The sequence below is a fragment of the Klebsiella sp. GW_Kp181 genome (assembly GCF_040062315.1).
Classification (GTDB): Bacteria; Pseudomonadota; Gammaproteobacteria; order Enterobacterales; family Enterobacteriaceae; genus Klebsiella; species Klebsiella oxytoca.
The window spans coordinates 36,997-51,146 of the sequence record NZ_JBEAFR010000063.1; the positions used below are offsets into that span (position 1 = coordinate 36,997).

Here is a 14,150-nt window from a genome sequence, read left to right on the forward strand (position 1 = left end):
GTAAAGAACCGTCCTTCTCCCTCTACCGACGTCATCCTTTCTGCCCGTCGCCGCAGACGCGGCCTATTATCACTTAGCTAAATAAAACGTAATTTCATTTAAGTCAAAAAAATTGATCCAACTCGGGTTATTACCAAAAAATCGGCGACCTGTGCAATTGCACATTGTTCCAGCCCCGCCTTGTCGGGTAATAGATAGTCATGCGAATTGAGGGGTTATTCACCAATAAGACTGAAGGATGTCATGAACCACTTTATTTTAAGCGATAGTCATAAGTGCATCGGATGCAAGGCTTGTGAAGTTGCCTGCGTCATGGCGCATAACGATGAGCAGCATGTATTGACCCCGCAGCGTTTTTTGCCGCGCATTACGGTTATCAAAAATGAGCAAAAGCGTAACGCAGTAACCTGTCACCACTGTGAAGGCGCGCCGTGCGCCCGCAGTTGTCCAAATGACGCCATCAGCCAGCTTAACGGCAGCGTCCAGGTGAATCAGGAAAAATGCATCGGCTGTAAATCCTGTATGGTTGCCTGCCCGTTTGGCGTGATGCAAATCGTCCTGACGCCGGTACAGGAGGGCAGAGTCAAAGCGACGGCGCATAAGTGCGATTTGTGTAACGGTCGCGAAGAGGGGCCTGCCTGCGTGCAAAACTGCCCGGCCGGGGCGCTGGAGCTGGCGACGGACAGCACGCTGATGAATCTGGCGAAACAGCGGCGTCAGCGCGCGGCGCGTCTGGGTCACCCCGGTGCCCCGATGGCATCTTGCTCCGCCGGGAAAGTCGCACAGATGGCCGCGACGCCGCCGCGCGGCGAGCCCGACAAGCTATCCGCCGCAGCGCGTAAGGCCAATTTTGCCGAAATTTATCTTCCGTTCAGCGCCGGACAGGCCAATCGCGAGGCGGAACGCTGCCTGAAATGCGGCGAAAACAGCATTTGTGAATGGACCTGCCCGCTGCACAACCATATTCCGCAGTGGATTGAGCGGGTGAAAGAGGGGGATATCGCCGCCGCCGTTGAGCTTTCACATCAGACCAACTGCCTGCCGGAAATAACCGGTCGCGTCTGCCCGCAGGACCGCCTGTGCGAAGGGGCCTGCACGCTGCGCGATGAGCACGGTTCGGTGACTATCGGCAACATTGAACGCTATATCTCCGACCAGGCGCTGGCCAACGGCTGGCGGCCGGATCTTTCGCAGGTCGTGAACAGCGGTAAGCGGGTGGCGATTATCGGCGCCGGTCCAGCCGGTCTCGCCTGCGCCGACCGGCTGGTGCGCAACGGCGTAAGCCCGGTGGTGTTTGACCGCCATCCGGAAATCGGCGGCCTGCTGACCTTTGGCATTCCGGCCTTCAAGCTGGATAAATCCCTGCTTGTCCGGCGGCGTGAAATCTTCACCCGGATGGGCGTACGCTTTGAGCTGAACTGCGAAATAGGCAAGGATATTCCGCTGACGACGCTGCTTGATGAATATGATGCTGTATTTATTGGCGCAGGTACCTATCGCTCCATGAAAGCGGATCTACCGAATGAAGACGCGCCCGGCGTTTACGATGCGCTGCCGTTTCTGATCGCGAATACTAAACAGGTTATGGGGCTGCTGGAGCTGCCGGAAGAGCCTTACGTCAATACCGAGGGACTGAACGTTGTGGTACTCGGCGGCGGCGATACGGCGATGGACTGCGTGCGCACCGCGCTGCGCCACGGCGCAAAGCAGGTCACCTGCGCCTATCGTCGCGATGAAGCCAACATGCCCGGTTCGAAGAAAGAGGTGAAAAACGCGCGCGAAGAGGGGGCATTATTTGAATTTAACGTCCAGCCGGTCACCCTGGAGCTGAACGAAGAGGGGCACGTCAACGGCGTGCGCTTCCTGCGAACCCAGCTTGGCGCGCCGGATGCACAGGGACGCCGCAGCCCTTCGCCAATCCCCGGAAGCGAGTTCGTGATGCCCGCCGATGCGGTGATTATGGCCTTCGGTTTCCATCCGCACGGTATGCCGTGGCTGGAATCGGTGGGCGTGAAGCTCGACAGCCGCGGCCGAATTAAGGCCAATGTGGAAAGTCGCTATCGTTACCAGACCACTCATCGTAAGGTGTTTGCCGGCGGCGATGCGGTGCGCGGCGCCGATCTGGTGGTAACTGCAATGGCGGAAGGCCGCCACGCGGCGCAGGGGATCATGGACTTCCTCGAGGTTAAACCGATTCCGCTTCACTAACGACAAAGCGGGTTCCGCAGCGTAGTATGACATCGTTATTTCACGCTGTGGGGCCCGTATGTCACTCAATATCAACATTATCAAAGATAAAATCCTCTCCGAAAACTGGTTCGTTTTGCGCAACATGACCTATGAGCTGACGCGCAGCGACGGCAGCGTGGTTCGCCATAAACGCGAAGTCTACGATCGCGGCAACGGTGCGACCATCTTGCTGTATAACCGCCATAAGCAGACCGTCGTGCTGGTTCGCCAGTTCCGCATCGCGACCTGGGTAAACGGCAACGAAGACGGGATGTTGATCGAAACCTGCGCCGGGCTGCTGGACAGCGACGAGCCGGAGGCGTGCGTGCGTAAAGAAGCCATTGAAGAGACCGGCTTCGAAGTCGGCGAAGTGCGCAAACTGTTTGAACTGTTTATGTCGCCCGGCGGCGTCACCGAGCTTATCCATTTCTTTATTGCCGAATATAACGATACCCAGCGGGCCAACGACGGTGGCGGCGTTGATGATGAAGAGATCGAGGTGCTGGAGCTCCCTTATCATCGGGCGCTGGAGATGATGGCCAACGGGGAAATCCGCGACGGCAAAGCGGTGATCCTGCTGCAATATTTGCAAAACTCCGGGCTGATGAACGGGGATCTCTGATAAATCCGATTGAGTAAAACCTCGCCGCTGGCGAACATAGCCGCTGTTTATGGCGTGTTCATCGGGGTTGTGCCGCTCATGTGGTATCGGGTTATTTTGTTTCTGCTTTGCGGCTTGCTGCCGGCATCGCTGGTGCGGGCGGCGCCGGCGCAACAGCTCTTCAGCGACTGGCAGGTGACCTGCAACAATCAGAACTTCTGCGTAGCCCGTAACGTCGGGCTACACCACGGCCTGGTGATGACCCTTACCCGCAGCGCCGGAGCGGCAACCAACGCCAGCCTGCGTATTGAGCTGGGAGGCGTGGGCAACCCGGTGGCGGCGTTGGCGCCGATAGCGCCCCGGCTTCAGCTCGATGGCAAACCCCTGGCCTTGAGCGATACACACTGGCAGATTGCCGACAAACTGCTGAAAACTGACGATAACGTCACCATTGACGCATTCCTGCAGCAAGTGCAAAACGCGCAGACCATCACGCTTGAAAAGGGTCTCCAGACTGTTTCTCTGCAGGGGCTCAAAGCCGCCCTGCTGTTTATTGATAGCCGGCAAAAGCGGGTGGGGAGCGAGACCGCATGGGTCGGCAAGGGGGAAGAGCCGCCGCTCAGCGTACCGCCTGCGCCGGCGCTGCGATCGGTGGTGAAAATGGAGGGGGCGCAGTCGCCCCTGAGCCGCGATGAACTTAACGATCTGATGGATTATGGCAATGAGCGCATGAACAGCAGCGCCTGTTCGCTGGATCCGTTTCGCCGCGAGGTACGGGTGTCCGCGCTGACCGACGAGAAGGTCCTGCTGATGACCAGCTGCGAAGCGGGAGCCTACAATACCATTTGGCTGGCCTGGCTGGTTTCGCGCCAGCGGCCATATATTGCTCACCCGGTACGACTCACGCTGCCCTTCCAGCCACCCGGCGATGCGCCGCGTGACGTCGAGCTGGTGAACGCCAGCTACGACGATCGGCATCAGGAACTGGTGACCCTCGATAAAGGGCGCGCACCCGGCGATTGCGGTATCCAAACGCGCTGGCGCTATGACGGCCAGCGGTTTAGCCTGGTACGCTACGCGCAGCAGCCGCAGTGCGATAACTGGCAGGGGCCAGACGCCTGGCCCACGCTATGGGTTACCCGTTCTGTAGCTCATCCGCTACGCTGACGATATGCTCAACGGTAAAGCCGAAGTAAGGGAAGAGCTTATCGGCCGGCGCGGATTCGCCATAGCCGGTCATACCGACGATTTTTCCTTTTAGCCCCACGTATTTATACCAGTAGTCGGCGATGCCGGCTTCGACGGCGACACGGGCGCTGACGTCCGAGGGCAGGACGGATTCCCGATACGCCTCATCCTGCGCATCAAAGACATCGGTCGATGGCAGGGAAACCACGCGCACGTTCACCCCTTTGGCCAGCAGCTTCTCCGCCGCCAGCACGGTTATCTCGACTTCCGAACCGGTGGCTATCAGGATCAGGTCCGGCTTGCCGCCTGCGTCCTTCAGCACGTAGCCGCCGCGGGCGATATTCTGTACCTGCTCCGGCGTGCGCGCCATTTGCGCCAGATTTTGCCTGGAGAGGATCAGCGCCGTCGGTCCGCTATGGCGCTCTACCGCCAGCTTCCACGCCACCGCGGCTTCTACCTGATCGCACGGTCGCCAGGTGCTGAAATTTGGCGTCAGGCGCAGGCTGGCCAGCTGTTCGACCGCCTGGTGCGTCGGGCCATCTTCGCCGAGACCGATGGAGTCGTGGGTATAGACCATGATTTGCCGCGCTTTCATCAACGCCGCCATACGCGCCGCGTTGCGGGCATATTCGACGAACATGAGGAAAGTGGCGGTATAGGGCACAAACCCGCCGTGATGCGCGATGCCGTTGGCGATGGCCGTCATCCCGAATTCACGAACGCCGTAGTGGATATAGTTACCCGCTGGATCCTCTTTCAGCGAAGTTGACCCTTTCCAGATGGTCAGGTTGCTGGGCGCGAGGTCGGCGGAGCCGCCCAGCAGTTCCGGCAGGTGCGGGCCGTAGGCATCGAGGGCATTTTGCGAAGCCTTACGGGTGGCGATTTTCGCCGGGTTAGCCTGCAGATCGGCGATATACTTCTGCGTCGTTTCATCCCACGACTCAGGCAGTCCGCCGCTCATGCGCCGCGTAAACTCCGCTGCCAGCTGCGGATGGGCCTGCTGATACGCAGCAAACTTCTCCTGCCAGCTTTTCTGCGCCTTTTGCCCTTTTTCACGCGCATCCCAGGCCCGGTAAATCTCTTTCGGGATCTCAAACGCCTGGTGATGCCAGCCGAGTTTCTGACGCGCCAGCGCCACTTCCTGTTCCCCCAGCGCGGCGCCGTGGGCCTCTTCTTTCCCGGCTTTATTCGGCGAACCGAAGCCTATCACCGTACGGCAGATAATCAGCGAGGGTTTGTCCTTCACGCTCTGGGCTTCCAGAATCGCTTTCTTCACGGCTTCGGGGTCGTGGCCGTCAATTTCATGCACCACATGCCAGTGATAGGCCTCAAAGCGTTTTGCCGTGTCATCGGTAAACCAGCCTTTGGTTTCACCATCGATGGAAATGCCGTTGTGGTCGTAGAAGCCGATCAGCTTGCCCAGTCCTAACGTCCCCGCCAGGGAACACACTTCATGAGAAATCCCCTCCATCAGGCAGCCATCGCCCATAAATACGTAGGTGAAGTGATCGACAATTTCGTGTTCCGGCTGGTTAAACTGCGCCGCCAGCGTGCGCTCGGCGATAGCCAGACCCACGGCATTTGCCAGTCCTTGCCCCAGCGGACCGGTGGTGGTTTCCACCCCCGGCGTATAGCCAATCTCCGGGTGACCCGGGGTTTTTGAATGCAGCTGACGGAAGTTTTTTATCTCTTCGATGGGCAGATCGTAACCCGTCAGATGCAGCAGGCTGTAGAGCAGCATTGATGCGTGACCGTTGGAGAGAATAAAACGGTCGCGGTCGTACCATTTTGGGTCTTCAGGATTGTGCTTAAGGAAATCGTTCCACAGCACCTCGGCGATATCGGCCATACCCATTGGCGCGCCAGGGTGGCCGGAGTTGGCTTTCTGTACTGCATCCATACTCAGGGCGCGGATGGCGTTGGCTAGTTCTCTACGGGACATAATGTGCTCCTGAAACAATGAGTTGCATGAGTTTTTATTGGTTTAGGATAGAGAGGGTGATGAGTTGCATAACTAAAAAGCATAGCAGACGGGGCTATCATTGCCTCCGAATCTAAGTTACATAAACATTATAAATCGATAACAAACATAACTTTGTTATGGCGAGAGTATGGCGGTGTTCAAAGTTTACGAAGCCGTCAGGCGAGATACTAGGTAGCCCTTTAGGGTGAACACCAGGTACGCCATTACGTTTCACCCCCTACGATCGATACGTGAAAGGAACGATAAAATGGATGAGCAGTTAAAACAAAGCGCCCTTGATTTCCACGAATTCCCGGTCCCCGGAAAAATCCAGGTCTCCCCGACAAAACCGCTTGCTACCCAACGCGATCTGGCTCTGGCCTACTCGCCGGGTGTCGCCGCCCCCTGTCTGGAAATCGAGAAGGATCCGCTGGCAGCCTATAAATATACCGCCCGCGGCAACCTTGTGGCGGTGGTGTCCAACGGCACGGCGGTGCTGGGACTGGGCAATATCGGCGCGCTGGCCGGTAAGCCGGTAATGGAAGGTAAAGGCGTTCTGTTTAAAAAATTCGCCGGTATCGATGTATTCGATATTGAAGTTGATGAGCTTGACCCGGACAAATTTATCAACGTCGTTGCAGCGCTGGAGCCGACCTTCGGCGGTATCAACCTCGAAGATATTAAAGCGCCGGAGTGCTTCTACATTGAGCAGAAGCTGCGCGAGCGCATGAATATTCCGGTCTTCCATGACGATCAGCACGGGACGGCGATTATCAGTACCGCGGCGATTCTGAACGGTCTGCGGGTGGTGGAGAAAAATATCTCCGACGTGCGGATGGTCGTATCAGGCGCGGGCGCGGCGGCGATTGCCTGTATGAACCTGCTGGTAGCGCTGGGAATGCAGAAACACAACATTGTGGTCTGCGACTCGAAAGGGGTTATCTATAAGGGCCGTGAGCCGAATATGGCGGAGACGAAAGCGGCCTATGCGGTAGAAGACAGCGGCAAACGTACGCTGGATGATGTGATTGACGGGGCGGATATTTTCCTCGGCTGCTCGGGCCCGAAAGTGCTGACCCAGGAAATGGTTAAAAAGATGGCCCGCGCGCCGATGATTCTGGCGCTGGCTAACCCTGAGCCGGAAATTCTGCCGCCGCTGGCGAAAGAGGTGCGCTCCGACGCTATTATCTGCACCGGCCGCTCCGACTATCCGAACCAGGTGAACAACGTGCTGTGCTTCCCGTTCATCTTCCGCGGCGCGCTGGACGTCGGCGCAACGGCGATTAACGAAGAGATGAAACTGGCGGCGGTGCATGCGATTGCCGAACTGGCTCACGCAGAACAGAGCGAAGTGGTGGCCTCCGCCTACGGCGATCAGGACCTGAGCTTCGGCGCGGAATATATCATTCCGAAGCCGTTCGACCCGCGGCTGATCGTCAAGATTGCTCCGGCGGTGGCGAAAGCGGCGATGGACTCCGGCGTCGCAACGCGCCCAATCGCCGATTTTGATGCCTACATCGAGAAGCTCAGCGAGTTTGTCTACAAAACGAATCTGTTCATGAAGCCGATTTTCTCGCAGGCGCGCAAAGAGCCGAAGCGGGTGGTGCTGGCGGAAGGCGAAGATACCCGCGTGCTGCACGCGACTCAGGAACTGGTCTCCCTCGGGCTGGCGAAACCGATCCTTATCGGCCGGCCTGGCGTCATTGAGATGCGTATTCAGAAGCTGGGGCTGCAGATCAAAGCCGGCGTTGATTTTGAGATCGTGAATAACGAATCCGATCCGCGCTTTAAAGAGTACTGGAACGAATATTACAACCTGATGAAGCGCCGCGGGATCACCCAGGAGCAGGCGCAGCGGGCGGTGATCAGCAATACCACGGTCATCGGCGCGATCATGGTGCAGCGCGGCGAAGCCGATGCGTTGATCTGCGGCACCATTGGCGATTATCACGAACACTACAGCGTAATACAGCCGCTGTTTGGCTACCGCGAAGGGGTTCATGCGGCAGGGGCGATGAACGCGCTGCTGCTGCCGAGCGGCAACACCTTTATCGCTGACACCTACGTTAACCACGATCCGTCGCCGGAGCAAATTGCCGAAATCACCCTGATGGCGGCAGAAACCGTTCGTCGATTCGGGATTGAGCCGCGGGTAGCGCTGCTTTCGCACTCGAACTTTGGTTCTTCGGACTGCCCGTCCGCCAGCAAAATGCGCCAGGCGCTGGAGCTGGTGAAGACGCAGGCGCCGGATTTGATGATCGATGGCGAAATGCACGGCGATGCCGCGCTGGTGGAAAGCATTCGCAATGAGCGGATGCCGGACAGTCCGCTGAAAGGTTCAGCCAATATCCTGGTGATGCCGAATATGGAAGCGGCCCGTATTAGTTACAACTTACTTCGCGTTTCCAGCTCGGAAGGCGTGACCGTGGGGCCTGTGCTAATGGGGGTCGCAAAGCCGGTACATATCCTGACGCCAATTGCGTCGGTACGGCGTATCGTGAATATGGTCGCGCTGGCGGTTGTTGAAGCGCAAACTCAGCCGCTGTAATTATCATTTAATTAATTCAGGCGCGGGAATTCTCCCGCGCTTTTTTATTTCTGTTTATAAGTGATCTATCTCACCTTTCAAATCAACTTGCCGAATTTTGTTATTTACTCCAGCGGAAACTTGTCACGATAAGCGCAAGTTTTAGCGGAGCGGTGAGTTATGGATAAAGAACGCATCATTCAGGAGTTTGTCCCCGGCAAGCAGGTGACGCTGGCGCACCTGATTGCGCACCCTGGGGCAGAACTGGCGAAAAAGATCGGCGTTCCCGAATCCGGCGCTATCGGCATTATGACCTTAACCCCTGGCGAAACCGCCATGATCGCCGGTGATTTAGCGATGAAAGCCGCCGATGTGCATATCGGTTTTCTCGACAGGTTTAGCGGCGCGCTGGTGATTTACGGCTCCGTGGGGGCGGTTGAAGAGGCGCTGATTCAGACGGTTAGCGGGCTTGGTCGATTATTAAATTACACCCTCTGCGAGTTAACTAAAAGCTAATTAGAGGCTGCGATGAAGCGTATTGCATTTGTCGGTACGGTGGGCGCGGGAAAAACAACGCTATTTAATGCGCTGCACGGGAATTATTCCCTCGCGAGAAAAACGCAGGCCGTGGAATTTAATGAAAAAGGCGATATCGACACTCCAGGAGAATATTTTAGTCATCCTCGCTGGTATCACGCATTAATTACCACGCTGCAGGATGTCGATACGCTGATTTATGTCCACGCGGCAAATGATACCGAAAGTCGTCTACCCGCCGGGTTACTGGATATTGGGGCGAATAAACGCCACATCGCCGCGATTAGCAAAACGGACATGCCGGACGCTAACGTCGCCGCGGTGCGGCAACTGCTGTACGAGATGGGGTTTCAGGAGCCAATTTTCGCGCTCAACGCTCACGACCCGCAAAGCGTAGAGCAGCTGGTGAATTACTTGAGTGAGCTCAGCCAAAAGGAGGAAGGGGCAGGTGAAGAAACTAATCACAGCTAACGATATTCGTGCGGCCCACGCGCGAGGTGAAGAGGAAATATCGGTTGTGCTGCGCGCCAGCATCATCACCCCGGAAGCTCGCGAAGTCGCGGAGCTGCTGGGCGTCGCCATCAAAGAGTGCGATGAGTCCGCGCCAGAAGCGACGGTACCGGTGGAGGAGGGCAAAACCGAAAGCCAGCGCATTCGCGAAACCATTATTGCCCAGCTGCCGGAAGGGCAGTTTACCGAAAGCCTGGTCGCGCAACTGATGGACAAGGTGATGCAAGAAAAACAGTCGCTGGCGCTGGGCGATATGCAGCCCAGCTTTAAGGCGGTCACCGGTAAAGGCGGCGTCAAAGTCATTGACGGCAGCAGCGTGAAATTTGGCCGCTTCGACGGCGCGGAACCGCACTGCGTCGGCTTAACGGATTTAGTCACCGAGCAGGACGGTAGCAGTATGGCCGCCGGATTTATGCAGTGGGAAAACGCCTTTTTCCCATGGACGCTGAACTATGACGAAGTCGACATGGTGCTGGAGGGAGAACTCCACGTACGCCATGAAGGTGAAACCATGGTGGCCAAAGCCGGCGATGTGATGTTTATCCCGAAAGGCTCCAGCATTGAATTCGGCACGCCATCGACCGTGCGCTTCCTGTACGTCGCCTGGCCTGCGAACTGGCAATCGCTATGAAAGATTTTATTACCGAAGCCTGGCTCAGAGCGAACCATACGCTCAGCGAAGGGGCAGAAATTCATCTGCCCGCCGACGCTCGTCTGACGCCTTCGGCCCGGGAACTGCTGGAGAGCCGCCGTTTGCGCATTAAGTTTCTCGATGAGCAGGGAAGCCTGTTTGTCGATGACGACGCGCAGCAGCCGCAGCCGGTACACGGTTTAACCAGCAGCGACACACATCCGCAGGCCTGCTGCGAACTGTGCCGCCAGCCGGTCGAAAAAAAACCGGACACCCTGACCCATCTGACGGCGGACAAAATGGTCGCTAAAAGCGATCCGCGCCTGGGCTTTCGCGCCGCGCTCGACGCCACCATCGCCCTGGCGGTATGGCTGCAAATTGAACTGGCGGAGCCATGGCAGCCCTGGCTGGCGGATATCCGCTCGCGTCTGGGCAATATTATGCGCGCCGACGCTATGGATGAACCGCTGGCGGCGCAGTCCATCGTCGGCCTGAATGAGGATGAGCTGCATCGCCTTTCCCACCAGCCGCTGCGCTATCTCGGCCACGATCATCTGGTGCCTGAAGCCGCTCACGGCCGCGATGCCGCCTTGCTCAATCTGCTGCGCACCCGGGTTCGGGAGACGGAAACGATCGCCGCCCAGGTCTTTATTACCCGCAGCTTTGAGGTCTTACGTCCGGACATTCTGCAGGCGCTCAACCGCCTCTCCAGCACCGTCTACGTGATGATGATTTTATGCGTGGCAAACCATCCGCTAACCGTCAGCCAGATCCAACAACGCCTGGGAGGGGAGCAATGATTATTCAACGCGCTCGTCAACTGGCTTTGCGTTCGCCCGCCCGGGTGGTGTTTCCGGATGCCCTGGACATTCGCGTTCTTAAAGCGGCGCACTACCTGCAGCAGCAGGGGCTGGCAAAGCCGATTTTGATCGCCAGCCCTTTTGCTCTGCGCCAGTTCGCCCTCAGCCACCGGTTGCCGATGGACGGTATGCAGATTGTCGATCCGTACAGCAACCGGCAAATGCGCGCCGCCTTTGCCCGGCGCTGGCTGGATCGGGCCGGGGAAAAAACGCCGCCGGACGCGGAGGAAAAACTCAACGACCCGCTGATGTTCGCCGCCGCCATGGTCAGCGCCGGGAAGGCCGACGTGTGTATTGCCGGCAATCTCTCCTCGACGGCGAACGTACTGCGCGCCGGATTGCGCATTATTGGCCTTCAGCCTGGCTGCAAAACGCTGTCGTCGATCTTTCTGATGCTGCCGCAGTACGTCGGACCGGCGCTGGGATTTGCCGACTGCAGCGTGGTGCCGCAGCCGACGGCGGCGCAACTGGCGGATATCGCTATAGCCAGCGCTGAGACATGGCAGGCGATTACCGGCGAGGAGCCGCGGGTGGCGATGCTGTCGTTTTCCAGCAACGGCAGCGCCCGCCACCCCAACGTCGCCAACGTACAGCAGGCCACAGAGATCGTGCGTCAGCGCGCTCCGCAGCTGATGGTGGATGGCGAACTGCAGTTTGACGCCGCCTTCGTGCCGGAGGTCGCCGCGCAAAAAGCGCCCGACAGTCCGCTGCAGGGACGGGCCAATGTGATGGTTTTTCCATCGCTGGAGGCGGGCAACATCGGCTACAAAATCGCCCAGCGTCTGGGCGGCTATCGTGCGATCGGGCCGCTGATTCAGGGGCTGGCCGCACCGCTCCATGACCTCTCCCGAGGCTGTAGCGTGCAGGAAATTATCGAACTGGCGTTAGTGGCAGCCGTGCCGCGCCGGAGTGACGTAAGCAGCGATTGCCGCTTACCCATGCAGGTTGAATGAACGGTCCCGTTCTGGACCCCCTTACGCAAGAGGAAAACACAATGGAAGCATTAGGAATGATTGAAACCCGGGGCCTGGTTGCGCTGATTGAGGCCTCTGATGCGATGGTAAAAGCCGCGCGCGTGAAGCTGGTTGGTGTGAAGCAGATTGGCGGCGGACTGGTCACCGCGATGGTGCGCGGCGACGTGGCGGCGTGCAAGGCCGCTACCGATGCCGGCGCCGCTGCGGCGCAGCGTATCGGCGAGCTGGTCTCGGTGCACGTGATTCCGCGTCCGCACGGCGATCTGGAGGAGGTGTTCCCCATCAGTTTCAAAGGCGACAGCAACATCTGATGGTTAGCCGGATAAGGCGCGCCGGGGTTGTCCTTCGGCATTAACGCGCGCCATTGCCTGATGGCGCTGCGCTTATCCGGCCCATGACTCACCACGCAATCCAGGGAGGCGGGTATGAAACTGGCAGTCGTCACGGGACAAATTGTCTGCACCGTTCGCCATCAGGGGCTGGCGCACGACAAGCTGCTGATGGTGGAGATGATTGATGCTGCGGGCAAGCCCGACGGACAGTGCGCCGTCGCCATCGACAGCATCGGCGCGGGGCCCGGCGAATGGGTGCTGCTGGTCAGCGGCAGCTCGGCGCGACAGGCACACCGCAGCGACGCGTCTCCTGTGGATTTGTGCGTCATCGGTATCGTCGATGAAGCGGTGGCCGGCGGCCAGGTGATTTTCCATAAATAGGACTGAACATCATGAACCAACAGGATATTGAACAGGTGGTGAAAGCCGTACTGCTGAAAATGAAGGACAGCAGCCAGCCGGACAGCGCCGTTCATGAGATGGGCGTCTTTGCCTCCCTTGATGACGCCGTCGCGGCGGCAAAGGTGGCTCAGCAGGGGCTGAAAAGCGTGGCGATGCGCCAGCTGGCGATTCACGCCATTCGTGAGGCAGGCGAAAAACATGCCAGAGAATTAGCGGAGCTTGCCGTCAGCGAAACCGGCATGGGACGCGTTGAAGATAAATTTGCCAAAAACGTGGCCCAGGCGCGCGGCACGCCGGGCGTCGAATGTCTCTCCCCGCAGGTGCTGACCGGCGATAACGGCCTGACGTTGATAGAAAACGCGCCGTGGGGCGTGGTGGCCTCGGTCACCCCCTCCACCAACCCGGCGGCAACGGTGATTAATAACGCTATCAGCCTGATTGCCGCGGGCAACAGCGTGGTGTTCGCCCCGCATCCGGCGGCGAAAAGAGTCTCTCAGCGGGCGATTATGCTGCTTAACCAGGCGGTAATTGCCGCGGGCGGTCCGGCCAATCTGCTGGTCACCGTGGCAAACCCGGATATCGAAACGGCCCAGCGGCTGTTTAAGTACCCCGGCATTGGTCTGCTGGTGGTCACCGGCGGCGAAGCGGTGGTGGAGTCCGCACGCAAGCATACCAATAAACGTCTGATTGCCGCCGGGGCCGGTAACCCGCCGGTAGTGGTCGACGAAACGGCCGATCTGGCGCGCGCCGCGCAGTCCATCGTCAAAGGCGCCTCGTTTGATAACAACATTATCTGCGCTGACGAAAAGGTGTTGATTGTCGTCGATAGCGTCGCCGACGAGCTGATGCGCCTGATGGAAGGCCAGCAGGCGGTGAAGCTCAGCGCGGCCCAGGCCGAGCAGCTTCAGCCGGTGCTGCTGAAGAATATCGATGAGCGCGGCAAAGGTACGGTCAGCCGTGACTGGGTGGGACGTGACGCGAGCAAGATTGCCGCCGCTATTGGCCTGAGCGTTCCGCCGCAGACGCGCCTGCTGTTTGTTGAAACGCCGGCCAGCCATCCGTTTGCCGTGACTGAACTGATGATGCCGGTACTCCCTGTCGTACGGGTGGCCAGCGTCGATGACGCTATTGCGCTGGCGGTGCAGCTGGAAGGCGGCTGCCACCATACGGCGGCGATGCACTCGCGCAATATCGACAACATGAATCAGATGGCCAATGCCATTGATACCAGCATTTTCGTCAAAAACGGGCCGTGCATTGCCGGGCTCGGACTGGGGGGAGAGGGCTGGACCACCATGACCATCACCACGCCGACCGGGGAGGGGGTGACCAGCGCACGTACCTTTGTCCGTCTGCGTCGCTGCGTGCTGGTGGATGCGTTCCGCATCGTATAAGG

At 58.6% G+C, this 14,150-nt stretch carries 12 protein-coding genes and 1 pseudogene; 12 read left to right on the forward strand and 1 reads right to left on the reverse strand.

Features of this window, described 5'->3' with window-relative positions:
• Positions 1-243 precede the first annotated feature (243 nt).
• The 3 genes and pseudogenes from aegA (at position 244) to ABLV11_RS15965 (ending at position 3,997) form a co-directional block, all read left to right on the forward strand.
• Positions 244-2,208 (forward strand): formate-dependent uric acid utilization protein AegA, encoded by a 1,965-nt coding sequence (gene aegA / locus ABLV11_RS15955; RefSeq protein ID WP_126489409.1) that lies wholly within the window; start codon positions 244-246, stop codon positions 2,206-2,208.
• Between the two features lie 58 nt (positions 2,209-2,266).
• Positions 2,267-2,864 (forward strand): annotated as a pseudogene (gene nudK, locus ABLV11_RS15960) (GDP-mannose pyrophosphatase NudK).
• 65 nt (positions 2,865-2,929) lie between these two features.
• A complete protein-coding gene (locus tag ABLV11_RS15965; RefSeq protein WP_126489737.1) occupies positions 2,930-3,997 on the forward strand; it encodes a DUF1176 domain-containing protein in 1,068 nt (355 codons plus the stop codon).
• On the opposite strand, the gene tkt is transcribed toward ABLV11_RS15965, so the two are convergent.
• Positions 3,966-5,960, reverse strand: coding sequence for a transketolase (gene tkt, locus ABLV11_RS15970; protein ID WP_126489408.1), 1,995 nt, complete (start codon positions 5,958-5,960; stop codon positions 3,966-3,968). The genes ABLV11_RS15965 and tkt overlap by 32 nt on opposite strands.
• Positions 5,961-6,249: 289 nt before the next feature.
• On the opposite strand from tkt, the gene maeB reads away from it, so the two are divergent.
• The 9 genes from maeB (at position 6,250) to ABLV11_RS16015 (ending at position 14,148) form a co-directional block, all read left to right on the forward strand.
• Positions 6,250-8,529 carry an NADP-dependent oxaloacetate-decarboxylating malate dehydrogenase gene (gene maeB / locus ABLV11_RS15975; RefSeq protein ID WP_004104396.1) on the forward strand — a complete coding sequence of 760 codons (2,280 nt, stop codon included), beginning with the start codon at positions 6,250-6,252 and terminating at the stop codon, positions 8,527-8,529.
• Between the two features lie 159 nt (positions 8,530-8,688).
• On the forward strand, positions 8,689-9,024 hold the full coding sequence (gene eutS / locus ABLV11_RS15980; protein ID WP_004104395.1) for an ethanolamine utilization microcompartment protein EutS: 336 nt from the start codon (positions 8,689-8,691) through the stop codon (positions 9,022-9,024).
• 12 nt (positions 9,025-9,036) lie between these two features.
• On the forward strand, positions 9,037-9,516 hold the full coding sequence (gene eutP, locus ABLV11_RS15985; RefSeq protein WP_004114369.1) for an ethanolamine utilization acetate kinase EutP: 480 nt from the start codon (positions 9,037-9,039) through the stop codon (positions 9,514-9,516).
• Positions 9,494-10,186 (forward strand): ethanolamine utilization acetate kinase EutQ, encoded by a 693-nt coding sequence (gene eutQ, locus ABLV11_RS15990; RefSeq protein ID WP_024274543.1) that lies wholly within the window; start codon positions 9,494-9,496, stop codon positions 10,184-10,186. The genes eutP and eutQ overlap by 23 nt, the downstream gene beginning before the upstream one ends.
• Entirely contained in the window at positions 10,183-10,986 is an 804-nt protein-coding gene (eutT, locus tag ABLV11_RS15995) for an ethanolamine utilization cob(I)yrinic acid a,c-diamide adenosyltransferase EutT (RefSeq protein ID WP_004114363.1), read from the forward strand. Before eutQ ends, eutT begins: the two co-directional genes overlap by 4 nt.
• Positions 10,983-11,999, forward strand: a complete 1,017-nt coding sequence (gene pta, locus ABLV11_RS16000; protein WP_004104391.1) for a phosphate acetyltransferase — start codon at positions 10,983-10,985, stop codon at positions 11,997-11,999. Before eutT ends, pta begins: the two co-directional genes overlap by 4 nt.
• Before the next feature lie 41 nt (positions 12,000-12,040).
• Entirely contained in the window at positions 12,041-12,331 is a 291-nt protein-coding gene (gene eutM / locus ABLV11_RS16005) for an ethanolamine utilization microcompartment protein EutM (protein WP_000387720.1), read from the forward strand.
• Positions 12,332-12,445: 114 nt separating this feature from the next.
• Complete coding sequence (eutN, locus tag ABLV11_RS16010; RefSeq protein ID WP_004104386.1) at positions 12,446-12,733, forward strand: ethanolamine utilization microcompartment protein EutN; 288 nt, start codon at positions 12,446-12,448, stop codon at positions 12,731-12,733.
• Positions 12,734-12,744: 11 nt separating this feature from the next.
• Positions 12,745-14,148 (forward strand): aldehyde dehydrogenase family protein, encoded by a 1,404-nt coding sequence (locus ABLV11_RS16015; RefSeq protein WP_004104384.1) that lies wholly within the window; start codon positions 12,745-12,747, stop codon positions 14,146-14,148.
• The last annotated feature ends 2 nt before the right edge of the window (positions 14,149-14,150 follow it).

Excerpts from the sequence above, each read along its gene's own strand:
- aegA (WP_126489409.1), top strand. The coding sequence starts at position 244 with ATGAACCACTTTATTTTAAGCGATAGTCATAAGTGCATCGGATGCAAG.
- ABLV11_RS15965 (WP_126489737.1), top strand. The coding sequence starts at position 2,930 with ATGTGGTATCGGGTTATTTTGTTTCTGCTTTGCGGCTTGCTGCCGGCA.
- tkt (WP_126489408.1), bottom strand. The coding sequence starts at position 5,960 with ATGTCCCGTAGAGAACTAGCCAACGCCATCCGCGCCCTGAGTATGGAT.
- maeB (WP_004104396.1), top strand. The coding sequence starts at position 6,250 with ATGGATGAGCAGTTAAAACAAAGCGCCCTTGATTTCCACGAATTCCCG.
- eutS (WP_004104395.1), top strand. The coding sequence starts at position 8,689 with ATGGATAAAGAACGCATCATTCAGGAGTTTGTCCCCGGCAAGCAGGTG.
- eutP (WP_004114369.1), top strand. The coding sequence starts at position 9,037 with ATGAAGCGTATTGCATTTGTCGGTACGGTGGGCGCGGGAAAAACAACG.
- eutT (WP_004114363.1), top strand. The coding sequence starts at position 10,183 with ATGAAAGATTTTATTACCGAAGCCTGGCTCAGAGCGAACCATACGCTC.
- pta (WP_004104391.1), top strand. The coding sequence starts at position 10,983 with ATGATTATTCAACGCGCTCGTCAACTGGCTTTGCGTTCGCCCGCCCGG.
- eutM (WP_000387720.1), top strand. The coding sequence starts at position 12,041 with ATGGAAGCATTAGGAATGATTGAAACCCGGGGCCTGGTTGCGCTGATT.
- eutN (WP_004104386.1), top strand. The coding sequence starts at position 12,446 with ATGAAACTGGCAGTCGTCACGGGACAAATTGTCTGCACCGTTCGCCAT.
- ABLV11_RS16015 (WP_004104384.1), top strand. The coding sequence starts at position 12,745 with ATGAACCAACAGGATATTGAACAGGTGGTGAAAGCCGTACTGCTGAAA.